Consider the following 22,486-nt stretch of genomic DNA (forward strand, 5'->3'; position numbering starts at 1 on the left):
ATACCTTGACCCGATCGCCCCGCCCGCCGCTTGCTCTTGCCGGGCGCTGCTGCAAGATCGCGCGGCTAAAGAGCCGCGCGCCATGCGGCCGATGGGGAGAGACGTGATGGAAAAGCCGCGGCAAAGTCGCGCCGGACTGTGGAACATCAGCTTCGGCTTTTTCGGCATCCAGATCGGCTTCGCGCTCCAGAACGCCAATATGAGCCGGATTTTCCAATCGCTTGGCGAAGACATCGAGAAACTGCCCGGCCTCTGGGTCGCCGCACCGCTGACGGGCCTGCTGATCCAGCCGGTGATCGGCCATATGAGCGACCGGACCTGGCTGGGGCGGCTCGGCCGCCGTCGGCCTTATTTTCTTGCCGGCGCCATTCTCGCCGCGATCGCGCTGTTCGTGATGCCGCAAAGCCCGGCGATCTGGTTCGCGGCGACGACGCTCTGGCTCCTCGACGCCTCGCTCAATATCTCGATGGAGCCCTTTCGCGCCTTTGTCGGCGACATGCTGCGGAAGGACCAGCATAGTGCGGGCTATGCGGTCCAGACGGCCTTTATTGGCGCGGGCGCGGTCGTCGGCTCGCTCTTTCCGTCGTTCATGGACCTGCTGGGGGTCGCCAATGTCGCGCCGCCCGGCGAGATTCCCGACACCGTCCGCTACGCTTTCTGGTTCGGCGGCCTTGCCCTCTTCCTCTCGGTCTTGTGGACGGTGGTGACGACCCGCGAATATGATCCGGTCGAGATGGCGGGATTCGGCCCCGCCGAAGCGGAGACCCAGCCCGCGGTTCGCGCGCTTGCGTCGCGAAGCTATGCCGGTTGCTCCGCCTGGATCGTAGCCGGTCTCGGCGTAATGGCCATCCGGCAGGAATTTTCGCTGCTCCGCGAGGTTCTTCTCCTCGGCGCGCTGCTGATTGCCTACGGCCTTGCAAGCCTCATCGCCATCGCCCTCGCGCGCCGTGGCAACGAGACCAACATGCTGTCGAGCATCGTCGGCGATTTCTCCGGTATGCCGCCAATCATGAAGCGGCTCGCCCTCGTCCAGTTCTTCAGCTGGTCGGCGCTGTTCATCATGTGGATCAACACCACGCCCATCGTCGCCCAATATCATTTCGGGACGACCGATGCGGCGAGCGCCGCCTATCAGACCGCCGCCAACTGGGTCGGCACGCTCTTCGCCATCTATAACGGTGTGGCCGCCGTCGCCGCGCTCACTCTCCTGCCCTGGTTATCCAGGCGCATCGGGCAGGCCCGCACGCACATCGCCGGCCTTGTCTGCGGTGCGCTCGGCTATGGCAGCTTTTTCCTGCTGCGCGACCCCACGCATCTTGTTGCGAGCGAGGTCCTCATCGGCATCTTCTGGGCTTCGGTTCTCGCGATGCCTTACGCGATCCTCGCCTCCAGCCTGCCGCAGGGAAAGCTCGGCATCTACATGGGCCTCTTCAATATCTTCGTGGTCGTTCCGCAGCTGCTTGTCGCCACGATCATGGGGTCGATCATGGCCGCCTTCTTTCCCGGCGCCCCGATCTACACGATGGCGTTCGCGTCGAGCACCTTGCTGCTGGCGGCCGCCGCAATGACGCGGGTCAGCTAAGCTTTCGATCTATGCTGCTGCCAGTATCGGCGCATGCCCGCGTTCGAAGACGCCGCCGCGCGCCATGACGGCCCATGCGATCCGCGCCATCTTGTTGGCAATTGCGACCGAGGCGACGCGCGCGGGCTTTCTGGCGAGCAAAGCGATAAAGCGCGGATCAACCGTGCCGCGCTTCTCCTTGGCGTACCGGACCAGCGCGGTGGCGCCGACGACCAGGAGCTGCCGCAGATATCTGTCGCCCATCTTGGTAATGCGCCCCAAGCGGTCCTTACCGCCACTCGAGCTCTGCCGCGGGGTCAGGCCCAGCCAGGCGGCAAACTGGCGCCCTGACGAGAACTGCTTTGGATCAGTGACCGACGCGGCGAGCGCGGTCGCGCCGATCGGCCCGATACCAGGGATCGTTGCCAGACGTCGGGCCCGGTCGTCGCTGCGTTGCAGAGCGGCGAGACGCAGGTCGAGCTTCCGCAGCTGGGTGTGTAGCTGGAGCAGTTGCCCTGCCAGCATGGCGACGACGTTGGCAGCCTCGACAGGCAAATCGAGCTTCGATTCGCCGTCGACGATCTCCCGCGCCATCTGCAGTGCCTTGGCGGGCGCAAGGGCCAGGACAAGGTGCGGATCGTCTCGCAGCGTCGGGGGCGGGCATGACTGCGGCCGAACCTGTCCCGCGCGAGGAAGCGCTTTCCGACCCCGCCAGCGCGGTCAAGTTGCGCGGTGATCCGCCGCGCGTCATGCGCTTGTCGAGGAAGGCAATCGGTATTGCTTCGGCCTGCGGCTTTGCGCTGGTCGGTGGCGCGCTCATTTACGCGCTCCAGCCCCAGGGCCGCAAAGGCGCCGAGGAACTCTACAACACCGAAGGCGTTGCCGTCGCCGACAACCTCGCCGGTGCGCCCAAGGACTATGGTCAGGTGCCCAAGCTCGGACCGCCGCTGCCCGGCGATCTCGGCAAGCCGATCCTCGATGCCCAGCGGCACGGCGATGTGGCTGCGCTGCCCCCGGTCGGCGCGCCGCAGCCGCTCCCTCCCAATCCCGCCGCCAATGCTGCTGAGGCGGCCCGCCAGCGCGCCGAGCAGGAACGCGAGTCCGCGCGTGGGAGCCGGTTGTTCTTCGGCGGTGCTACGTCGGGCGGAGGCACTGACCTTGCCAGGATACCAGCGATCGTTGAAGCTCCGGAATCGGCTGCCCCGCCTTCAGGGCCGAAGACCGAGGCTGACCGGCGGCAAGCGTTCCTCGAACGCGCCAGCGACCGACGCACCGTATCGGGCGAGCGGCTGTCTGGCTTGGCTTCGCCCAACGTGGTGCAGGCGGGGTCAGTGATCCCGGCGGCGCTCATCACCGGCATCCGTTCGGACCTGCCGGGACTGGTCACCGCACAGGTGACCCAGAATGTCTATGACAGCCCGACTGGCCGCATCCTGCTCATCCCGCAGGGCTCGCGGCTGATCGGCGACTATGATGCCGATGTGGCATTCGGACAGAGCCGGGTGCTGCTGGCCTGGAACCGACTGATCCTGCCCGACGGCCGCTCGATCGTGCTCGAACGCCAGCCCGCCGCCGACCCACGCGGCTTCGCCGGCTTGCAGGATGGCACCGATTATCATTGGGGCGGCGTGCTCAAGGCGGCGTTGGTCTCGACATTGCTCGGGGTGGGCTCCGAGGTAGGTTCGGGCGGCGACGGCGATCTCGCTCGCGCGATCCGACGCGGCACCCAAGACAGCGTCAACCGCGCCGGCGAGCAGATCGTCAGCCGTGAACTCAATGTCCGGCCGACGCTGACCATACGTCCAGGTTTCCCTCTGCGGGTGCTGGTGACGCGCGATCTTGTGCTCGGAGGCGAACGATGACTCGGTTGAAGCTCTCCGACCTTGCCGATGAGAAGCCGGTGCGTCTTACTATCGAAGTCTCGACGCGACTGCACCGCGAGTTGCTCGCCTATGGGGCGGCGCTCAACGGCGGAGAGGCAAAGGGGGCGCCGCCTCCCGAACGGCTGATCCCGCCGATGATCGAGCGGTTCATCGCGACTGACCGGAGTTATGCCAAGGGGCGGCGAGCCTCTCAGCCAGGGTAGCGTTCCTCGATCAGTTCGAAGAATCGTTGAAGCGCAGGATTTTCGTTCCCCTCGCGCCAGTAGAGCGCGTATTCGAGGCGAGCTGGGCCAGTGGTATCATGGATTTCACGGAATAGCAGTTCCGTCCACGCGACACCCTGCGAGGCCTCGGTCGCGGCGGAAATGTAGCGCTTGGCGGCCACCATGCTCAGAACGCTCTCGAGACTCGTGTCCTGCAGGATGATGTTCGGGCGTCTACCTTGCTCGGTCAGCCGAGCTGCGATCAGATTGGCGAATATCGGACCAAGTCCACCCGCGGGTACGACGAATACCTCCCGGCGCAGGTCCGGCCAGTAAATAGGCTGTCGCTCAGACAGCGGATGATCGGAGGGGAGGACGGCGTATAGCCGTTCTGACCAGATGGCGCGGGATTTAATACCCTCTTCGCCAAACCCGATCGGCGCAACGACAACATCGATCGTGCGCGCTTGCAAGCCATGGAACAGCTTCTCTGAACCAGCTTCGACGCCATCGAACTGTACATCGGGAAACCTGGTCAGGTAGTCTGATATCGCCAAACGGAGGTTCCCCGCCATAAGCGGTGCGCAGTAGCCGACCGCAATCCGACCTTGCAGGCCATAGCTTACATTGCAGGCGGTGGTTCGCAGATTATCGACATCGGTCACGATGCGACGGGCCTGCTCGATGAACGGGTGGCCATTCTCAGTGATCTCGGCACCACGCGTAGAACGCTTGAAAAGCTTTACACCGAGACGGTCCTCAAGCTGCTGGACTCTCCGGCTCAGCGTAATCTGCTTCACGTTAAGAGATGCGGCTGCTCGTGCAAAGCTCCCTGCGTCAGCAGTTGCCACGGCATAGCGAAGTTGCCGCAGTTCCAAATTTTCACCTCCTTCGATGTCGCATAACAGTTTATATTCTAAGGCCAAATCTATGGTGATTGACCTGTAGCGACACTTATTTGGTGAGCAGATTAGCTCTCTGCGTCAACAACCGGGCCGTACCGGTACAACGCAGCCACTTGTCGGCTGCCGCCTTAACGTCGAACAGATCAGGATACGATCTCATCTTCCTCGACGGCGTGTTCCAAGCTCAATGAATGCAATCCATTCCTATTCGTACAAGCCGAAACTCCATCAGGCCCTGCTCGCGCTTTGCGGCTTCCTCGCATGCGCGTTTGTGGGGATTTACGCCACCGTTTATGAAGATCGAGAGGTGGTCATCAGCAGCCTAATCAATCTCGGCCCAGGCGGCTCGAAGATGTTCTTCATCCTGCTGGCGCTCGGCTCGTTCTGGCTGGTCATCCAGGCGACCATGGCGCTCCGGGCCTCGCTCATGCCGGATCGATGCATCGTCATTGCGTCAGACCATGTTTCGATCCCTGCCTCGCTGCTATCCTGCGAGGGGATGGCAATTCCATTTGCCGACATCACGGGCCTGGCCCTGCAGGCCGACAAGCGTTCGCGCATTCTTCATATCCAGCATGGCGCCGGAACGACGAAGGCAACACAGCGCTTCTTCGAAGGCCGGGATCATTTCGAAGACTTTATCTCGCAATTGCAGACGGCCATGCGAAATTAGCGGTCTCGTTCGATTCATGCCGAACCGTTCGCCGCACTGTTTTCGAAATTTTCAAAGATCGGGCTTTGCGGTGGCAATTCCGGTCTGGGGTGCGAGGGGAAATAGGCTCCCCTCAGACTGCCGCCGGCACCGCAATAATCGCTGCCCGCATCTTCCTGCTCCACGACCAGGATGCCGTCCTGCAGGATCAGGCGAAGTGAATCGCCGAGCGGGTAAGTACGTGACAACATGTTCCCGCTTCGCGGCATGGCCTCATCGAATTCACAGGTCCACCCAAGGAAATACGGGTCGGCCAGGCTCGCATCGACTTCATAGGTGTCGTCTTGCTGGTGGCGGATATCGATTGTCCCGCTGACATTGCTCCACGAGCCGGAGAAATCGTTTTGCCGGGGTTTGATCCGGCCGAGTATGTCCAGCCGCGAGGCAAGGCGACCGGCCAGATCGTCGTGAAGGTCACGATTTTCCGTTGAGCCGTCCAGCAGGATATTTTGATCACGCATCAGGCTGCGCTGGAACCGTTGCTGGTCAAGCGCCAGGGCTGAGCGCGCGGCAGAGGTTTGCCGTGCACCAAGCGCCGTCAGCCTGTGCGTGATGGCACGGCTCAGGCGGGTCAGGTCGGGATCATCCCGGATTGCCGCCTCGATCATGCCATGCAGTTTCGCGCAGGCCGCCAGATCCCGGCCAACGCCCATGTCGTCGGGGTGATCGTCCAGACGGCTTTCGACGCGCCGCAGCTCCCACCGGTAACGATCGGCATCATCGATGCGGACGGCGCAATGCAGGCTCTGGATGCCCGGTTGAAACGGCGTGTCCTTCGGCGCCGTCACCGCCTCGGTCAGGTGCCAGCAGCCGTCATCGGTGGCCACGAAATCGAGGCGCATGGGCACGCCAGTCAGTTCCACGGGCACCCCGATCCATTTGCCGTTCGCAGAACTCGTATCGAACTTCGCCGCGATCCAGTCCACATGCCAGGCGGTTCGGGACGGATGGCGGGTGCGCGCCAGAACATATTGGCGTGTTTCACCCGGCGCAGAGGCACCGGCGAACGCATAATTCCAGCCATGCACCACAAGCGGAAACCTGCCGAGGAATTCCGCCCCGGAAACAAAGCCCGAGGAAGCATCTGGCGATGCGCTATGGATCCGGCTCGCCGTGAAGCGCGCTCTGACTTCGGGAAACTGGACGTAAAGCCTGAAAAAGCTGTCGAACGCGTTGGATCGGCATGCTTGCAGCGCGGCAGCTACGGGAGTGGGAGGAATTCGCGGCGCCTCAGTTCGGCCAGGAGACGCCAATGCCGAGGCAGGAGAAATCAGGCTCAAGAGGCAAAGGCCGAGAGCAACCCTTGTCAGGACAGGGTACGCTTGACGTTTCGCCCGCTGCCTCATTTCCATATCACGAACAGTGTTCGACACGGGTGGGCCGCCTTATCGCACCTGCTCAGGGTAAGAGCAATCAGAGTAGAGGATCTTGCAGTTCCGGGTGATCTCGCTGCACCCTTTCATCGCATCTGCTTTGGCAGCCGATCTTTTAGGGAAGCGGCTTATCGTGTAGTTACCATCCCCCCAGGCAAGCGCGGCGCATTGATTGGTGTAGGTCATTTTGACTGTGCAATCGGAGCCGAAACGCGCAGCGCACTCCTTCAACGCAGTAGACATTGCCTCTGCTTCAGTTGCCCAGCCGCCTGCAGTGCCATAGGCTCCACTTGCGATGGCGACCGCTCCCCACCGATCTTCCCAGAGAGGGGCTTGATCCGGTTGGTCGTCCTGCTCGATTGGGGCGCAGCCATAGAATCCGCCCGCGTCCTGCCCACCACCGATCGAAGCGTAGCCTGGCGGGCACGCATATTGGGCCTTTGCCGAATGCGGGCCTGCAAGGAAGACAATCGCCGCCGCAAGCACGAACATCGGGAAATATCGCGTCATGGTACAAGATCCGTCACAGACCTTGTTGCTGGACTTGCCAAATCGAGGCCACGGGCCGGGATTCGTGTGGGGCAAGACGCGCGAAGATCAGATGGTGCAGCGGACATAGGCCCTCCTCGGTTTGCCAACCTCTTCGAGGATCAGGCGTCCGGTGCGGTATGAGAACCAGAAGTGGATATGGCGCATTTCCGTCTCCCCCGAACGGAGCAGGCCCACGACCATATCACCGGTGCCGGCATGGTCTTGCGCCCGTTCAGCGCCCAGATCGTCCCCCTCGTCGCGTTCCGAGCCGCCTTCGGCAAAGGCCTCCTGAACCGCGAGAGCATGCCCCGCGATGATCGCCAGGTTCGGGCGAAGTTCCATACGATTGGTGTAGTTCTGCCCAATGCACTTCCCGCCGCGCGTTGCCCATGTCCCAAGGAAGCGGGGCAGAATAACGTGAGGCTCGATCGGCACATAAACCGCGCGGTCGGTACCTGTGGCCGACTGCACGATCTCGCCGACCCGGTCGCGCACATCAAGCGTTGCCCGCGTGCGTGCTGGGGCGTTGCCGCCAAGCAGCATGGCCGATGCGGTAGTGCCGATCAGCATGAGTGCCGTTCGCAGTCTGGAAGATCGCACTGCTGCGATCATCTCCGCCGTACTATCGGCATCGCACCTCATCCATTGGGACTCTTGCCCAAACATCCACAAATTCCAAACCCCGAGTCATGATCTGCGGCAAGGTGCCAAGGATTGAGGCGCGAACGAAGCGGCATGGTGTACCGGTACGCAGCACGTCGATTTCGGGCCGAATGCGTACCGGTGCATTGCCGACCCTTGTTCGCACCGGTGCGAGGCGGAAGCATGGGGGCTCCTCATTTTCCTTCAGGGAGCCGACTGCCGTGAAATCCGCCATGTTGCTGAGCTTGCTCTATCTGGCGGCGGAAACACCCCCGCTCCTGCCCCAGCTCCCGCCGGGGATAGTCCGTCTGCGGACTCCGGAGTTCGGTGCCCGCGGGCCGCTTCACCTGTGCAGTGCAGGCTTGGCGATCAACGCTCTAGATGGTGAGGGCATCCATGTGCTCGGACCCGTTCTGCGCGTCATCAACGACGACTATCTCGTCGTCATCACAGCGATCCCGGCGCGTGATCCTGTCTTGCGAGGACGGCATGGGGACCCCCTTGCTCTCGGAGAGGGACTTGTCGCCTACCCCTATGCGGGCATTTTGCCTTCCGACGTGAGCGAGCCCACTCTTGCCGCGGATCGCGTCCGCTATGTGGTTTACCCCAAATCCACGAGGAGCGAAGGCGCGATTGTCGGTTCATCCGCGTTCAACGGATCGGCTTCCGACCGGACAATTCTGTCCCGCCTGCGGCTCGCCGCCGCTGGTGAGGCAGGCTGTGTCCGGCCTTTGTCCTTCGCTTCCGAGCCGTTTGGCGATGCGGCCGCCGCCGAGAAAGCCGGCTTCGAAAGCTACGGAATCGGGCGGTTGATCGCATTATATCCGCCAAAGCCATTCGTCGGTCCGGGCTATCATTGCCAGGGCGGCATCGGGTTTCGCGTCGAACCGGACGAAAGCCTTCTGCGGCCATGGAAACCGCTGGGAGATGGAATATCCTATCTCACGCACGACGGGACCAGGATCACAATATCCGGCCCGAGTACCCCGATGGTCCGGGTGGACCCGAAGGATCGTGAGGAGCATCCGATGAGCCTGCTCCATGAAACGCGGATCATCTATTACAAGAGCCGAGGTGTGGGGCCGCCTTACGCCGAGCCCGGCGTGCGCGAAGACGGCAGTTGGAGCGTCGAACTGGGCCGGGAAAGCAACAGCCGTCTGGAAATTGCCTTCCCTGCGTCGGAAAAGACGCCTGTCGGCTTCCAATTTGTCGAACGGCTGGAATTCATCAGCAAGGACGATCCTCGCTGCCTGGGAAACTGATCCTGGCCGTTGGCCACACAGCTACTGTGACCGCGATCGTGCGCGAGCGATTCAGCTCTTTATGACTTCCGCCTGGCGATACATTGCCTCAGGTTGTCGCGTGCTGACAGGCCGCTGTGAACGCCGATGGCCTGCACCTCCTTGCCATCAATTTCGAGCTTGAAGTCCAGATGGTCACTGATGTTGTCAAGCAGCGCATCGGCGGACGGAACAGCAAGAGCGATTGCCCCGACGCCTTTGACGCGCGTTTCGGTATAATTGTAGGCGCGCACGGTCTGGGTGCTTGAATTGTTTGGATCGTTGTTGACGACCTGCCTGAGCGTCACTCTGACCCAGCGGACCTTCTCGGGTTGCGGGATATTCGGCCCCCAGAAGGTCAGCAGCGCACCGCGATAATTGCCGCCGGGGCCAGACATCCTGACCATGCCCGCCATGTTCATGTAGAGCGCGGCGCAATACTCGCCCGGGGCGGCATCGTTGGTGTCCTGGAAGAAGTCCCACTTCCCGCGAATGATCGGACCCATTTCCGGATCGCGCTTCATTTTCTCGATTTCGTCGGTGGCCATGGCGTGCAGCGCAAATATGTTACCCGCTGCCAGATCCATTTTGATGTCCATCGGGTCGCGCGGCGGGGGCCGCGAAGGTCCACCCCCGTTGCGATCCGCATCGCGCTGATCAGCATAGCTTTGTGCCGATTCCCGGGCCATTTCCATGTTTTGCTCCCACGCAAGCTGGTTATTTGCGCAGATGTTGGGCAGGTCCGAACAGGCCCAGGCTGGAGTTGCGCTTCCCGCGCCCACCAAAGCTGCCAGAAGAACGGCAATGCTGGCGCCTTGTCGCCGGGATATCGGCACCGATCCAAACGAAACAACCAGATTGGGCATCATGAAAAAACTCTACGCAAATCAAACCACCAAACTGGATGCCACGTGTTCACGCATCGCGATACGGCTCCAGTGTACCAGTACGTCTAATTCGAGCGTTTCAGCCACAGTGCCAGAAAAATTGACGCCGGCGCCGAGAAAATCGGACACAGCAGCCAGAACATGATGACGTTGAAGTAGGCCAGGGCATGGGCGATCCAGCTTTGCGCATCATGAACCGGCTGCGCGGTTCGTGAACGCAGCAGCGCAAGAAGCAGTGCCGCGAGAACCTGCGTGATCAGCACGGCGACGATCACCAGCATGGCCGGCTTCAAGGTGGTCACATGGGCAAGAGCCCAGGTGGTGATGAAGGCAAGGCCGAAAACGGCGAGCACAAGGTGTCCTACATTGACGTTCACTCCGAATATTTCGGATTCAAACATGGGATGCTTCCCCGGCGTCGGCGCCCTTAACGAGGCGCCCGGGGACTTGCGCAAGGCCCGTCAACCCAAGCGATGGTAATGGGATGCCGGCGTCGGATTGTCTCCGCACGGCGGTTTACCCAAGTCTCTTCTTCAGGCGATAGCCTGGGAAGCGCATCCAGCTTCGTCTGCGCGATGTCATCGCCCTGGCTTGCGGCAACGCGGTACCAGGCGATCGCCCGCAGATAATCGCTTTTTTTGTCGGAGCGGCTGGAATAGAGCGCGCCGATCCCGGCAAAGCCATGCGGATCGCCATGGCGGATGGCGTTGAAATAGGCGCGCCGCGCGCCGAACCGGTCTTTCGCCACGCCACGCCCCTGCAGGCGCAATAGTCCAAGACTTGCCCAGGCAGCGCCCAAATTCCGGTGTGCTGCCTTGCGCAGCCAGTAAGCAGCGGCTCTTGAATCGACAGGCACGCCTAGTCCGGTGTCGAGCATGACGCCGACCTTCCACTGCGCCCGCATCGAACCGTGCTGGGCTGCCGCCAGATAATAGGCGTAGGCCCGCGTGGGCGAGGCAGGACGGGCGGTCTCTTCCAGCCAGCCAAGCCCGATGAAGCCCTCCGGATCGCCCGCCTTGGCGAGTTCAAGCGCCAGAGCCTGCACGCTTGCCTGTTCCCCGGCGCAGATCTGCTCCTGAATGAGCTGATGGCTCGGCGTGTCGTCCGGAATGGTGAGGGCCTGGGCCATGAGCAGCGCGATCAGCATGTCGGGATCACGCTTTCGTTCATTTCCTCGTCCTTGCCGGGAACGCGGACGTATTCTCCTCCCTTGCGGACGAAGCGCTGGGTGATGGTCCGCGTGCCGGTGAAGCGGACATCGAAGGAACGGCCGCGCACGACGTTGACGATGGCGCCGTCATAGGTCTGGCCGGCATCGCCTTCGGCGCCTTCGCTGCTGTAGCTGGAAGCGAACGTGGCGAGCAGCTGGGGGCCGCTGGCCGTCAGTTCCGTCAGCGTCGTGGTGTCGCAGCCATAGCCCTGCCAGACACCGCCGCCGGTCGCCTCGATCACGGGACGGTCTGCGAGATCGGTCCGGATCTTCCATTGGGGCGGATTGCCCATCGTGCCACCCGCCACGTCATCGGGCCAGCGGCGGACTTCCTCGAACTTCGGTCCGGGCATTTCCCGAAGATAGAACAGGCCCAGGGTTCCCAACGCGAGCGGATAAGGCTCTCCACTGCCTTCCACGATCAGGACAGGTCCGAAGTCCGCCCAGAACACCTTGCCCTTGGCATAGCTATAGACAGCCCCCTCGGACACACGAATTTCCCGCTCCTTCAAGCCAAAGACCGCATCGAAGGCCAGATCGACCTGGCGCTGCGCAGGCAGGGCGCGAATGAGGGAAGGCGCCGGCTGTGGGGCCGCTGCCGGCGCGGATGCCGCCGATGAACGAATTCCGGCGGGACCGGCGTTCGCCGCAGCGGCCTCCTGCGGTTGCACTTTGCTCCACTGCGCTAGCGCCCAGCCGCCAGCGCCCGCGAGGGCAAGGCAAGCGGCCAGCCCATAGGGCCAGCGCCGCTTTCCGGCCTTTTGCGGCACAGCATCATCCAGCGCCGGGGGCTGTGCGTTATTGTCATCCGCATCCGCAATTGGAGCCGGCGCCCCGTCGCGCTGAAACAGCAGGGCCTTTGCGCGTTCGAATTCTTCCTCGTTCAACGCTCCGGTTTCGCGAAGCCGCACCAGCCGTTCAAGGCGGGCAAGATCGTCATCGGCAGGCATAGTTCCTCATTTCGTCGCAGCCGCGCAGCCAACCTAGACGAGAGACCTGCCCTGGACAGGAGGGCGCGGCGTACCGGTACGCCTTTGGCCTTCGCTTCCCTTGCGGCTTGCAAGATATGATCCGGCCTTTGCTGGGGAGTATCGATCGTGCGGATCAGACTTGTGCCAAATGCGATGGCACTAAGCGGCATTGTCCTGTTGGCTCTGTCCGCCTGTGGCGACGCGAGCAGCGCCGCAGCCGGGCCTGAGCGGGGCGGCGAGAGTGGTAAGCCGGAGCAAGGCCACGCCGCGGTGCAAGCCGCGCCGCCGGTCGCCACGCCTGCTCCGTCCCCGCTTCCCCAACTCGATCGCAATGCGCTTGAAATGGCGCGTACCGCTTGCGCCAATCGGGATTTCAAAACGCTGTTCACGGCAATGGCAGTGTCGAAGGTGGTAAGGCAAAAATACAGCGCGCCGATGATCGAGGTCAGCGTGCTGGGCGGCAAAGGCAAAATCCTGTCCACTCGCAAGGTCGCCCGCGCGGCCTATGACGATTACCCGGTTCGCCAGGTCGATTACTATTACAAGCCGGCAAAGCCGAAAGTGGCCGGTGATGAAGACGAATATCTCGATCTTCAGTTCAACGAGAGCCAGTCCGAGCAATTCGCGGTCGAATGGGCGCGCGTGCATTACGATGGCAAATCGGAAGGCGGCGACGATCTCGGCAACATCATCGGCCCGGACGGCGAGCCACTCCCGCCCGGAACGCATCCCGATGCGGACGGGCAATTGCTGTTCTGGCCGACCAAGGATTGCTGGCAATTGGAAGCTGATACACGCTGGCGCAGATAGCACTGCGACCTGATTTCACTGTCGAAATCATCCAGATGCGCTCAGCCTAAGAGCAGTTTGCGTAGACAATCTTGCAGTTCGTCGTTCTTTCACCACACGAATCAAGCGCGAGTTCCGAAGCGGACTTCTGCGTCGTTGCCTTCGCCACAGAGAGAGAGGATTCGCCTGATGCGATGGCGGCGCATTGATTGGCATAGGTGAACTGAATCCGGCAAGTCTCGCTGCCGCCAGTTTCCCGGCAGTTCTTCAGGGCTCTGGCTTCAGCAAGCGCTTCGCTTGTCATGTACGCTGCGACACCTACACCGCCGTGCGCAGCCTCAGGATCGATTGCGATCGCGCCCCACAGCGATGGCAGGTTCGGCGGCAGATCATCTGGATACCCAGATTGATTGTATGGCTGGTATGGCTCGTACGGCGTTTCCGGTTCCAACTCCGAACAATAAGGTATGCCGTCTCCGAAATCAGGCCCCGAGCCGATGCGGCATTGCGCCTGGGCCGATTGGGCACCGCAGAGCATCAGGCACAAGGCCAGAGGGCGGTATAGCGTGGAAATCCGACAGACTCGCATTGGCCAATATCCCTCATTTGCCTGGACCATCGCATGGCGCCGCCGGGCGTGCATGTCATCCGCCCCCTGGGTACTGGTACACCGGTCAGGCTGTCCAAGCCGCGCGCGGCCCGTCAAATGAGGGAGTTCCCGATTTTGCGAGGCACCTCCTGATGAAACAGCGCCTTTTCTGGAGTGCGGTAGTCGCTTCTCCACTTGTCGGTATGGCATTGCTCTTTGCCGCGCCTTCGCGCGCTGAAGGAGGGTGTCCAGACGGATACTTCCCCATCGGGGGTGGAAATGGCGGCTGGCAGGGCTGTGCGCCGATGGGTGGCGGCAGGGATGAAGATCCAGGTCCGCAGTGGAAATCGCGGTGGGGCGCAATCGCCACGGGGAAAGGTGCTTTTGGCGCGGTTGAAAATGCCACAAGCAAAGGAACGGCCGAACGCATCGCGATGCAGCGCTGCCGGGCATCAACGCCTGGTGCCCAGTGCAAGATCAAGGGATCGTATCATGATCAATGCGTCGCACTTGCCTGGGGCGATAGCGGAGCATTGGCGTTTCGGTCGCCAGATCAGGCTGATGCCGAAAGGATGGCCGTGGCCAGCTGCAGCAAATACACCACGGACTGCCAGCTATACTATTCGGCTTGCAGTCTTCCTGTCCGGGTAGACTGAGATGCGAAATTTCGAACGCGTAAATCAGCGTTCGCGGCCAAGCCTGCCGGAAAAAGCAGACCCGATCCGCAGGATCACCCCGCTCAAGGCGAGGCCAATTTCAAGAGTCCGTCCGTCATGAATTCAAAGCTCTGCCTCTTGGCTCTTGGAATTGCTGCCGGTGCGGCTTTCCTGCTCCAGCCAGGCTCGGCCTTGGCCGAAGGGGGCTGCCCCGACGGCTACTTTCCCATCGGTGGTGGAAACGCGGGCTGGCAGGGCTGCGCGCCGATGGGTGGCGGCCGGGATGAAGAGGAAGAGGACTCCGGGCCGCGCTGGACAACGCGATGGGGCGCGGTGGCCGTGACCAACGGGGCATTCGGTTATTCGACCGGATGGTCTTCGAAGGGCAAGGCCATAAAGGAGGCGCTCAGCCAGTGCAGTAGGGACGCGGGCGGCGCGGCCTGCAAATTGAGCCTGGCTTACCATGACCAATGCATCGCTCTCGCTTGGGGTTCTAATGGCAATATCTCGTACTCGGCCTTGAACATCGCCACAGCAGAACGGCAGGCGATGGCTTCATGCTCGAAATATTCCGGGGACTGCAAGATCTACTATACAGGCTGCAGTTACCCCGAACGCGTGCGCTAGAATGGCGTCACGCAAGCGGCGCATCACAAGGGACCGATCATGAATCTGGACGGCATGATTTCGGATGGAAAATTCACAAACGGCCGGACAAATTCGCGAGGGCTTAGGATCGCGACGTTGCGATTTGGTGGATTTTATCTTCTGGTCCTTATAATAATAGTCTTGTCATTTTTGTCGTCTGTAGATGAGATATCGACAAATTTCATATTGCTCAGGTTGGTTCAATTCACCTCCATCATCATTCTTTCCGCGATCATCTCCTATTTGCTCTACGTCCTGCATGAACGATTGATAAGGGGCAGAACGTCCGAAGATTCCCTGCCGTTCTTGCTCCTTGCCTCATTCGCACTGACATTGGTCGGAGCGGCACTCTGGGCCGGAACGCATACCTATTACCCGGCCCTTCTGGGAACACCTCCGCCCGAGCCGGGCTCGCTTGATAACTTCGGGGGGCTTGTCGTGATTTCCTGGGGGTTCCTGTTCGGCTGGTCGTGCCAGTTCGTAGCCCTGCTTTTCGCATTCGAATTGAATGATCGTAAGGTACGTCTGGCGGCAATCCGGGAAGAAGCTCTGGGCGCCCAGATGCGCGCGCTGCGCTATCAAGTGAACCCGCACTTCCTGTTCAATACGCTCAACTCGATTGCCGGGCTGATCGAGGAAGGCGCTGCCACAAAGGCCGAGCGCATGGTGCTGTCGCTTTCAACCTTCTTGCGGACCACCCTGGCGCTCGATCCGTTTCACGATGTGCCGCTCGCCGACGAAATCGCGCTTCAGGAGGAATATCTGGGCATCGAGCGCGAGCGATTTTCCGACCGCATGCGCTTTTCCATCGCCATGGACCCGAATGCGGCGAAAGCGCTGGTGCCAAGCCTGATCCTGCAACCGCTCATCGAAAATGCCCTCAAGCACGGCGTCGGCATGACGCGCGGCAAGGTCGAGATATCGCTGCAGGCCCGCCGGGAGAATGACCGCCTGTGCATCGTGATCGAAAACGACATGCCTCGATACGAGGCGGCGATGGCGAGGCCGTCAGGCGTTGGCGTTGGCCTCAAGAATGTTGCCGATCGCTTGCGTGCCCGCTTTCAGGACGATTGCGCCATGCAATCCGGCCCCGTGGGCGAAGCCCGGTTCAAGGTGTCGCTGGAACTGCCATGGCGAACTGCATGACAGGAAGGAGCCTCATGCCTGAAAACCGGCCTGCCGCACGGCGGCAGATAGCAACAGCGCTGTGCATCGCTGCAGGTGCTCTGCTTTGCCATGCCGCGCCGGCGCTCGCGAACGATGTCATCATCGATGCCGCGATGGGCGATATCGATGGCGATGGCTCAAAAGACCTGGTGACGCTGACCCTACCGGAAGGTCGCGAAGGGTCTGATGTAGGGATCGTGGTCTATCTGCGTAATGCCGGGGTGCCGGCCCTGAACAAAACGATCGAACTGCCCGCCCGCTTCTGGGGGACGAGCAGTGCCGGCCAGCAGCCCGAAGTTGCCATCCTTCAAAAACGGTCGATCACGGTCCACACCCAAAACACCGGGTTCGGCCGCAGTCACTGGGAACGGACCTACACGCTGGCTTGGCGCAAGGGCGAGTTGATCGTCGCCGGCTTCACCTATGCGTTCTACGATACGATCGATCATGGCCAGTCCGGACGATGCGATGTCAACCTGCTGACTGGGCGGGGGGTGCGCGATGACAAGGCCATCGCCGCCGCCGGGCAGCGGGTTCTACTGGTCGATTGGGAGGACAGCATCGGTCTTGCCGCATGCGGGATGGAGGAAGGCTAAGCGGGCCTGAACTGCACTGCCCCTGTGCTGTACCAGTGCATCATGGCGACTGGCGGGCAACAACAGCGAGTGGAAAACCATCCTCCTGTGCTGACAGGAGATGAACCGTGCTGATGTCCTTGTTGGCCGCCGCCGCCCTGACCAGCCCGATCGGCACCTTGCAAACCTACCGGGACTGGACCGTGGGCTGCGACAATATGCACGCCTGCCATGCGACGACACTTCTTCCCGAACCGACCGAGGAGGAGGTCGCTACCAGTGACGAACCCATCGCCGACAATTCCTTCAACCTGTCCTTGCGGCGCGGCGGCGGTATGCATGATCTGCCACGCCTGCGGCTGATCGACTGCTATCTGTGCGAACCCGAAGCCGGGCAGGAACCAGCATCTGCCCGCGAAGTGCTGGTGAAAGATAAGGGCGGCGCAATCCTCGTTCGGCGGACATGGGCTGAAGGCGATGCCGCGAAGCTGGCCGGCGATGGTCTCCCCATCCCGGCCGATGATGGGCTGATCGAAGCCCTGGGCAAAGGCGAAACGGCGGAAGTCCTGGATGGCAAGAGGGGCGTTATGGCGACCATTTCCCTGCGCGGGCTGGCAGCAGCCATGCGGTACATCGATACAGAGCAGCACCGGACCAGCAACGTTACGGCCCTGATCGCGCGCGGCGCGGCAGCCGCCTATCTGGTTCCACCCTGGATTCCCGAACCCCCGGTTTACCTGCCGCCGCCCTCGGACCTGCCGCCGACCCAGCTGACTGGTCGCAGTCTTGAAGAACTCCAGCAGGAATATCGCTGCGATCACCGTCCCTGCGGGCTTCCTGACGTCATGTTCGCACGGCTGGACGCCCGCACCACCATGCTGCTCCTCTTCGCCAATTGTGCTCCCTACAACGGCGAGGGCTATGTGTTCCTCCTTGGCAACGACGGTGCCGTGCGCTCCGCGCCGGTCCGCCTGATGTCACGAGATCCCGCGCTCGCCCCTCCACAAGTGGTCTCATCATACTGGGACCACAAAGAACGACGGCTGCACAGCTTCGGGCGCGGGCGGGCATTGGGTGATTGCGGCCAGGAGCAGGCCTTCGCCTGGGACGGCGAGCAGTTCATTCTCGTCGAAGAGGCGGACATGGGCGATTGCCGGGGCAGCATCGACTATATCACGGTCTACCGCCGCGAAACGGCGGTGCGCGACCAACACCGCTGAATGTACCGGTACGCTGCGATGCTGCGGCGATGTCTCATCATCCTGCTAGATGCGACGGTCGCAACGTGCTGGAGGATGGAACATTGAAGGTAAACGGCCGCTTGCTCGCGCTCCCGCTTGTCCTGTGCCCGTCGCTTGCCATGGCGAGCGGTTATACAGCATTGCCCGAGACGCGTGAACGTCTGGCGAGCAAACAGGCCTGCCTGGATTTTCTGCGCCAGGCTGCGGCCGATGACGCAAGCACGCCGAAGCCCGAGACGATCGGTACGGATGGAGCGCGACAGACGATAACCCTCGAGGCGATCAGCAAGGGTGTCGAAAGCCTGGGGCGGAACCGCGCGCGCTATGCGGCGAAGATCTGGACCGTGAACGGATGGCCCAGGCCCGATCTGGGGCAGATCGAATATCGCGCGAACTGGGAAGAACATGCCTATGAATGCCGGGGCCGGATGCTGATTTCGCAGCTTGCGCAAGGCTTCACCAGCGAGAGCTTCGAGCCGTTGCCATAGGACTGGTAATGGAGCCACGGCATTGCCGGACATGTGCGCATGACCATCACCCCATATCGGAAACTGTCAACTGATAGCGTAAGGGCTGATTACCGCGCTGGAATTCGGAAACGAGCTGAAAAACTGTCTCGATCTGGCCATAGTGGTTCTCGTGGCCGAGTTCGCTGCGCCAGTCCATCATCCATCGCAAACCCTGGTGCTTCGCCAGCAGCGCCCCGATGTCCGGTGGTCCGACAAGATCGATATACTCCCCTTCGGTGATCTCTCGTGACCAGTCTGCAAGTGCCGATGGTTGCGAGACCAGCGGGAGGTCGAAGCGGTGGACCAAGGCAACGCCGTGGGAATCGAACCCAAGCTCGCCAAGGTTGATGTGAAGCACCCGATTTTCGTGCTCGGGGCGGTCCTGGCTCAGAAGCGGCTCCTTGAATGTTATAGTTACATAACTCCAGGTGCTCATGATCTCATTCCCCGCAGTTGTGTGCATTCTTTCCGGATAACCGAGATCTCCGGTCCATGCCGGCTGGGCGGCAAGCCCGGTCGATGCGTGTCCGTTTGGGGAAAGGCCTGCTCCAACGTGAACGGAGCAAACGAGTGATGTCAGCAGCAGGGTTCTGCCGCAAGGCCATGCAACCTGAGCCAATTGATCACTTCCTGTTTACCCTCGCGTGCATTCTGAGACAGCAGATCATCGCGCATCAGGAACTGGTAGGTCAGGAATGACTTGCCCTGCGCGTTGCGGATACCCGGTTTGGCGCCGGCTTTCAGCAGTGCAAGCGCCATCCACGGCTGGTTGGTCTGGGCTGCAATGTGCAAGGCGGTATTGCCGACACTATCGGTCAGGTCCGGATTGGCACCGGCCTTGAGCAGAGTAGAAACCTGATCGCCCCGCCCCGCCAGGATTGCTGTCTCCAACAGTGTGCGCAGAGTTTCCGGTTCACGCGCATCGGGATCGGCGCCGTGATTCATCAGGCGGGCCAAAGCCGATGGGGTGCCGACGCGGGTAACAGCGTGGAGATGCGCTGCACCCGCGTCATGGTTTCCTTCGCGACCCGAAGGAATGCCTGCGCAGGCCGAGATGAGCAGAACCATGGCGAAGCAGCCGAAAAGCGTTTTGCGCCTTCTACGCTTGCGCGGCCTGAATCTATCCATGCAGCATGGTCTAGCATCGCAGCTATCGTGTCGGCGACCTCAGCGGCATACCGGTACATCGTCAGGAATGTGCACCATCACCTGCCAGGCTATTCAGTTTCGCGGTGCGGGTAGCGGGGTGCGGCGTCATGCAGTTTTCACGATTGGCAGCAATGTGCATCGCAATATCCCTGATGGCCGAACCAGCACTGGCCACGCGTGCCAGCGATTTCGGCGGTTTGCCGATCTGCTCGAAATTGCGGGCGATGCCCCGCGGCTATCACCCGATTGAATGCAACCGTCGCGCACCACTCAGCGGGGAGTGCCGCTTTTCGCTGAACAATAATGGTGCCTCGACGGAGTATCTGATCGAGGATGGCATGGTTATCGACAAGCGAGTCAATCTCCGCTCCGGCACGCGCGGTGCCGGGCCGTTCGGCCTGCACCGGGATGAAGATCAGGCCAGCGCCGCACGCAACGTCCTAGCCAGCACGGGACTGGCAACGCGATACTGGGCCGATAGTGAAGATGAGACCGCAGGCTACCTGCAATCGACCGACGTCATGTGTGGTCGGAACAAGTCCTACACCATCTATGTCTGGTTCAGGCGCGGCAAGGCGCAGTCGGTGTCTGTCTCAACACTCCCGGCTATATAGGATCGCAGCGACCTTCGAGGTAGTCGATAGTGACCATTTTTCGCACTCGCTTTTCCGCCATGGTCGGTGCGGCTTTGTTGGGTGTTTCGCTAATCGCCAGTTATGCCGCGAACGCCCAGGAAGATTGGCACGCGCTGGCCGGACACGATGCTGTTCGCGCCCTGATCGGCAACACGCTGGTCTATGCCAGGGCCGATCAGCCGGGCGCCGAAACGGGCGTGTTCGTGGATCTGGACGGCACCGGATGGGCGATTACCCGCAGGCCCGATGATGCTGGCACGGCTCGCGCCATCCGCTGGGCGAGTTTCTCGGACGGCAAGTTCTGCATTACGGATCCGGGGCGCAAGGCCTGGAATGGCGATTGCGGCAAACTCGCGCTTGAAGGCTCGCTGGCGACATTGACTCCGGCGGGCGGACCGGCTTGGCCCGGTCGGATGCTGGAAGGCGACCCCTGGCGGCTTGACCCTGCAAGGCCATCAGCGCCGCCGGTCAGCGGCAAGGCGGCCATTCGTAGGCTGATCGGCAATACGGCCGTGTTCATTCCCGAAGGCGGCGGGCGGGAATACCGCGCGCACTATTTCATGGCTGATGGAACGGCCAGACGCGCCCATAATGAACAGCCGGATTTCGATAACTGGGTGCTTCAGCCGGATGAACGCTGGTCTTTCCGTGACAGCGATGATCGCTTCTGTCTGAGCGGCGGCGGGTGGAAGGAGGAATTTTGTGCTGGCATCGCGATCGCCGGCGATCTGGTGACGTTTCATCACCTCCGGGCAGGCCCCCTGAATGCCCGTTTGCTGCCGGGTGATGCCCGGAACTTGTCGCACCAGGCCGAAGCGGCCGCACGCAAGACCGCCGATGCGTTGGTAAACCACAGCTTGTTGCTGAAAGCGGCAGACCGGCAGGCCAGCACGGACAGCATCATCTACTTCATGCGCGATGGTTCGGGCCGGGCCAAACGGGGCGGGGGCGCGGCGGTTCCGATCAAGTGGCTGGTGCAACGCGAAGGCAAATTGTGCGTCGTCGAGCGCCGTCTGAATTTTCGGGATAATGATTGTTTGTTCCTGTCGATCGATGGCGATCAGGCAAGGCTGTCGATACCGGGCCGACCGACGATCCCCGGGCGACTGTCAAAGGGCAACGCGCATAAAATCTGAACGGGTCACCATCCTTCAACGGGTGGACGACTACCGCCTCGGCCCGCAATGGGCGTGTCACTGGCGACGAAATTCCTGGGGTGTCATGCCGGTGTCGGCCTTGAAGGCTCTGTTGAACGGGCCGATTGAGCCAAATCCGCAGTCCAGCGCTATCGTCAGGATCGGCAGGTGGGAAAGGGCCGGGTCAACCAGGCGCCGCTTTGCCTCCTCAATGCGATAGCTGTTCACCATCTGGTTGAAATTCGGAAATCCCAGCGTGCCCGTGATGCATTGGGTGACCTTGTATTCCGGTTCTCCTGCCAGCCTCGCCAAATCAGCGACGCGCAGGTCCGCTTCCACGTACAAATGGTTCTCGCCCATGAGTTTGATCAGTTGCTCGCCCAGCTTGGGGTCCGGGGTAATCTGCTTGCGGTTCGGGCGGGTCTGGACAGTTTCGAGCGGATGTTGCCTGCGGTGGTTCAGCGCCAATCCGTACCCGCAAACCGCTGCGATTGCACAGATAGCCTTGATGAGGACGCTGAATTGGGATGCAAACGAATCTGGCGGGGCTCCGTCCACCGCGAGGACCGCTACGCCCAAAATCGCGACGTAACCTGCCGCATACAGGATGCGGAACTTCCGCTCCACCCGGTCGCCCTGGGCCCGCAGATCCAGCAACGGTTCGGCCACGGCCAGCAACAACATGGCCGAGCTGCCAAGTCTGGCCAGATTATCCAGAATGCGAAGCGGCATTGCGTCCACTGGAATGAACGATGTCGTCGCAGAGGCTGTCATGACGAGCAGCACGGCTCCAAGCGGCCAAAGACCCTGGCGCCCGGCCTCGCGCCGGAAGAGCGACCGGGTTGCCAGCCATGACCATCCGCATGTTGCATTTCCGATGATGGCGAAAAAATCGGTGGTCGCACCCAGTCGGGAGGCAAGGAGTGACTTGAGGCAGAATGCGAGCGACGCACACATGAATGCAGCGCCGTAGACGACTGACGGATCGACATTGGCCGGGTTCGGATCCCGTGGGCTTACGCCAAACTGCAAAATCGATCCCATGAAGACGTTGCCCCGCAAATTTCCGAAAAAACTATGGCCGATTTCCAAATCGGCCGGACCGGGCCTGTCAATACTGCCATCGACGATGGCACCTGATGAATCGACAAACCGAACAGCGCGAATGCCAACCCATGGATCGAACGACACGCCGGCGTGTCGTTCGATCCATGGGTTGGTGCCGCTCAACGAA

General features: G+C 61.6%; 27 protein-coding genes. 14 read left to right on the plus strand and 13 right to left on the minus strand.

Features of this window, described 5'->3' with window-relative positions; genetic code table 11:
• Positions 1–106: 106 nt before the first annotated feature.
• On the plus strand, positions 107–1,582 hold the full coding sequence (locus NP825_RS19445) for an MFS transporter (RefSeq protein WP_257546740.1): 1,476 nt from the start codon (positions 107–109) through the stop codon (positions 1,580–1,582).
• Between the two features lie 9 nt (positions 1,583–1,591).
• Here the strand turns inward: NP825_RS19445 and NP825_RS19450 are convergent, their stop codons facing one another.
• Positions 1,592–2,155: an IS110 family transposase gene (locus NP825_RS19450; RefSeq protein ID WP_374046510.1), complete on the minus strand. Its 564-nt coding sequence runs from the start codon at positions 2,153–2,155 to the stop codon at positions 1,592–1,594.
• Between the two features lie 68 nt (positions 2,156–2,223).
• On the opposite strand from NP825_RS19450, the gene NP825_RS19455 reads away from it, so the two are divergent.
• Both NP825_RS19455 and NP825_RS19460 read left to right on the plus strand, forming a co-directional pair.
• Positions 2,224–3,423, plus strand: a complete 1,200-nt coding sequence (locus NP825_RS19455) for a TrbI/VirB10 family protein (RefSeq protein WP_257546742.1) — start codon at positions 2,224–2,226, stop codon at positions 3,421–3,423.
• A complete protein-coding gene (locus NP825_RS19460) occupies positions 3,420–3,647 on the plus strand; it encodes a DUF2274 domain-containing protein (RefSeq protein WP_257546744.1) in 228 nt (75 codons plus the stop codon). The genes NP825_RS19455 and NP825_RS19460 overlap by 4 nt, the downstream gene beginning before the upstream one ends.
• Here NP825_RS19460 and NP825_RS19465 read toward each other — a convergent pair.
• Positions 3,635–4,525 (minus strand): LysR family transcriptional regulator, encoded by an 891-nt coding sequence (locus NP825_RS19465; protein ID WP_257546746.1) that lies wholly within the window; start codon positions 4,523–4,525, stop codon positions 3,635–3,637. The genes NP825_RS19460 and NP825_RS19465 overlap by 13 nt on opposite strands.
• 214 nt (positions 4,526–4,739) lie before the next feature.
• Here NP825_RS19465 and NP825_RS19470 point away from each other — a divergent pair, with 214 nt between their 5' ends.
• Positions 4,740–5,225: a hypothetical protein gene (locus tag NP825_RS19470; protein ID WP_257546748.1), complete on the plus strand. Its 486-nt coding sequence runs from the start codon at positions 4,740–4,742 to the stop codon at positions 5,223–5,225.
• A 14-nt stretch (positions 5,226–5,239) separates the two neighbouring features.
• On the opposite strand, the gene NP825_RS19475 is transcribed toward NP825_RS19470, so the two are convergent.
• The 3 genes from NP825_RS19475 to NP825_RS19485 form a co-directional block, all read right to left on the minus strand.
• A complete protein-coding gene (locus tag NP825_RS19475; RefSeq protein WP_257546750.1) occupies positions 5,240–6,544 on the minus strand; it encodes a hypothetical protein in 1,305 nt (434 codons plus the stop codon).
• A gap of 105 nt (positions 6,545–6,649) precedes the next feature.
• A complete protein-coding gene (locus NP825_RS19480; protein ID WP_257546752.1) occupies positions 6,650–7,147 on the minus strand; it encodes a DUF4189 domain-containing protein in 498 nt (165 codons plus the stop codon).
• An 87-nt stretch (positions 7,148–7,234) separates the two neighbouring features.
• Entirely contained in the window at positions 7,235–7,738 is a 504-nt protein-coding gene (locus NP825_RS19485; protein ID WP_257546754.1) for a hypothetical protein, read from the minus strand.
• 293 nt (positions 7,739–8,031) lie between these two features.
• On the opposite strand from NP825_RS19485, the gene NP825_RS19490 reads away from it, so the two are divergent.
• On the plus strand, positions 8,032–9,072 hold the full coding sequence (locus tag NP825_RS19490) for a hypothetical protein (RefSeq protein WP_257546756.1): 1,041 nt from the start codon (positions 8,032–8,034) through the stop codon (positions 9,070–9,072).
• A gap of 59 nt (positions 9,073–9,131) precedes the next feature.
• Here the strand turns inward: NP825_RS19490 and NP825_RS19495 are convergent, their stop codons facing one another.
• The 4 genes from NP825_RS19495 to NP825_RS19510 all read right to left on the minus strand — a co-directional run bounded on the left by NP825_RS19495 (position 9,132) and on the right by NP825_RS19510 (position 12,137).
• Positions 9,132–9,959: a hypothetical protein gene (locus NP825_RS19495; protein WP_257546758.1), complete on the minus strand. Its 828-nt coding sequence runs from the start codon at positions 9,957–9,959 to the stop codon at positions 9,132–9,134.
• A gap of 83 nt (positions 9,960–10,042) precedes the next feature.
• Positions 10,043–10,378: a hypothetical protein gene (locus NP825_RS19500; RefSeq protein WP_257546760.1), complete on the minus strand. Its 336-nt coding sequence runs from the start codon at positions 10,376–10,378 to the stop codon at positions 10,043–10,045.
• Between the two features lie 26 nt (positions 10,379–10,404).
• A complete protein-coding gene (locus NP825_RS19505) occupies positions 10,405–11,124 on the minus strand; it encodes a tetratricopeptide repeat protein (RefSeq protein WP_257546762.1) in 720 nt (239 codons plus the stop codon).
• A complete protein-coding gene (locus NP825_RS19510) occupies positions 11,118–12,137 on the minus strand; it encodes an SHOCT domain-containing protein (protein WP_257546764.1) in 1,020 nt (339 codons plus the stop codon). Before NP825_RS19510 ends, NP825_RS19505 begins: the two co-directional genes overlap by 7 nt.
• A gap of 147 nt (positions 12,138–12,284) precedes the next feature.
• Here NP825_RS19510 and NP825_RS19515 point away from each other — a divergent pair, with 147 nt between their 5' ends.
• Entirely contained in the window at positions 12,285–12,968 is a 684-nt protein-coding gene (locus tag NP825_RS19515) for a hypothetical protein (RefSeq protein ID WP_257546766.1), read from the plus strand.
• A 46-nt stretch (positions 12,969–13,014) separates the two neighbouring features.
• Here NP825_RS19515 and NP825_RS19520 read toward each other — a convergent pair whose 3' ends face one another.
• Entirely contained in the window at positions 13,015–13,485 is a 471-nt protein-coding gene (locus NP825_RS19520; protein WP_257546768.1) for a DUF4189 domain-containing protein, read from the minus strand.
• Positions 13,486–13,688: 203 nt separating this feature from the next.
• Between NP825_RS19520 and NP825_RS19525 the strand changes: the two genes are divergently transcribed.
• The 6 genes from NP825_RS19525 (at position 13,689) to NP825_RS19550 (ending at position 18,311) form a co-directional block, all read left to right on the plus strand.
• On the plus strand, positions 13,689–14,192 hold the full coding sequence (locus NP825_RS19525) for a DUF4189 domain-containing protein (protein WP_257546770.1): 504 nt from the start codon (positions 13,689–13,691) through the stop codon (positions 14,190–14,192).
• Positions 14,193–14,309: 117 nt separating this feature from the next.
• Positions 14,310–14,819 (plus strand): DUF4189 domain-containing protein, encoded by a 510-nt coding sequence (locus NP825_RS19530; RefSeq protein ID WP_257546772.1) that lies wholly within the window; start codon positions 14,310–14,312, stop codon positions 14,817–14,819.
• Positions 14,820–14,858: 39 nt separating this feature from the next.
• Positions 14,859–15,986, plus strand: coding sequence for a sensor histidine kinase (locus NP825_RS19535; RefSeq protein WP_257546775.1), 1,128 nt, complete (start codon positions 14,859–14,861; stop codon positions 15,984–15,986).
• Positions 15,987–16,000: 14 nt separating this feature from the next.
• Positions 16,001–16,603: a hypothetical protein gene (locus tag NP825_RS19540; protein WP_257546777.1), complete on the plus strand. Its 603-nt coding sequence runs from the start codon at positions 16,001–16,003 to the stop codon at positions 16,601–16,603.
• Positions 16,604–16,716: 113 nt separating this feature from the next.
• Positions 16,717–17,802 (plus strand): DUF1176 domain-containing protein, encoded by a 1,086-nt coding sequence (locus tag NP825_RS19545; RefSeq protein ID WP_257551555.1) that lies wholly within the window; start codon positions 16,717–16,719, stop codon positions 17,800–17,802.
• A gap of 140 nt (positions 17,803–17,942) precedes the next feature.
• Entirely contained in the window at positions 17,943–18,311 is a 369-nt protein-coding gene (locus NP825_RS19550; protein WP_257546779.1) for a hypothetical protein, read from the plus strand.
• Positions 18,312–18,357: 46 nt separating this feature from the next.
• On the opposite strand, the gene NP825_RS19555 is transcribed toward NP825_RS19550, so the two are convergent.
• Both NP825_RS19555 and NP825_RS19560 read right to left on the minus strand, forming a co-directional pair.
• A complete protein-coding gene (locus NP825_RS19555; RefSeq protein WP_257546781.1) occupies positions 18,358–18,768 on the minus strand; it encodes a hypothetical protein in 411 nt (136 codons plus the stop codon).
• Between the two features lie 140 nt (positions 18,769–18,908).
• On the minus strand, positions 18,909–19,400 hold the full coding sequence (locus NP825_RS19560) for an ankyrin repeat domain-containing protein (protein ID WP_257546783.1): 492 nt from the start codon (positions 19,398–19,400) through the stop codon (positions 18,909–18,911).
• Positions 19,401–19,633: 233 nt separating this feature from the next.
• On the opposite strand from NP825_RS19560, the gene NP825_RS19565 reads away from it, so the two are divergent.
• Positions 19,634–20,095: a hypothetical protein gene (locus NP825_RS19565; RefSeq protein ID WP_257546785.1), complete on the plus strand. Its 462-nt coding sequence runs from the start codon at positions 19,634–19,636 to the stop codon at positions 20,093–20,095.
• A gap of 29 nt (positions 20,096–20,124) precedes the next feature.
• On the plus strand, positions 20,125–21,252 hold the full coding sequence (locus tag NP825_RS19570; RefSeq protein WP_257546787.1) for a hypothetical protein: 1,128 nt from the start codon (positions 20,125–20,127) through the stop codon (positions 21,250–21,252).
• Positions 21,253–21,309: 57 nt separating this feature from the next.
• Here NP825_RS19570 and NP825_RS19575 read toward each other — a convergent pair whose 3' ends face one another.
• Positions 21,310–22,482 carry a helix-turn-helix domain-containing protein gene (locus tag NP825_RS19575; RefSeq protein WP_257546790.1) on the minus strand — a complete coding sequence of 391 codons (1,173 nt, stop codon included), beginning with the start codon at positions 22,480–22,482 and terminating at the stop codon, positions 21,310–21,312.
• Positions 22,483–22,486: the final 4 nt, after the last annotated feature.

It is taken from the genome of Sphingopyxis sp. DBS4 (assembly GCF_024628865.1).
Lineage (GTDB): Bacteria > Pseudomonadota > Alphaproteobacteria > Sphingomonadales > Sphingomonadaceae > Sphingopyxis.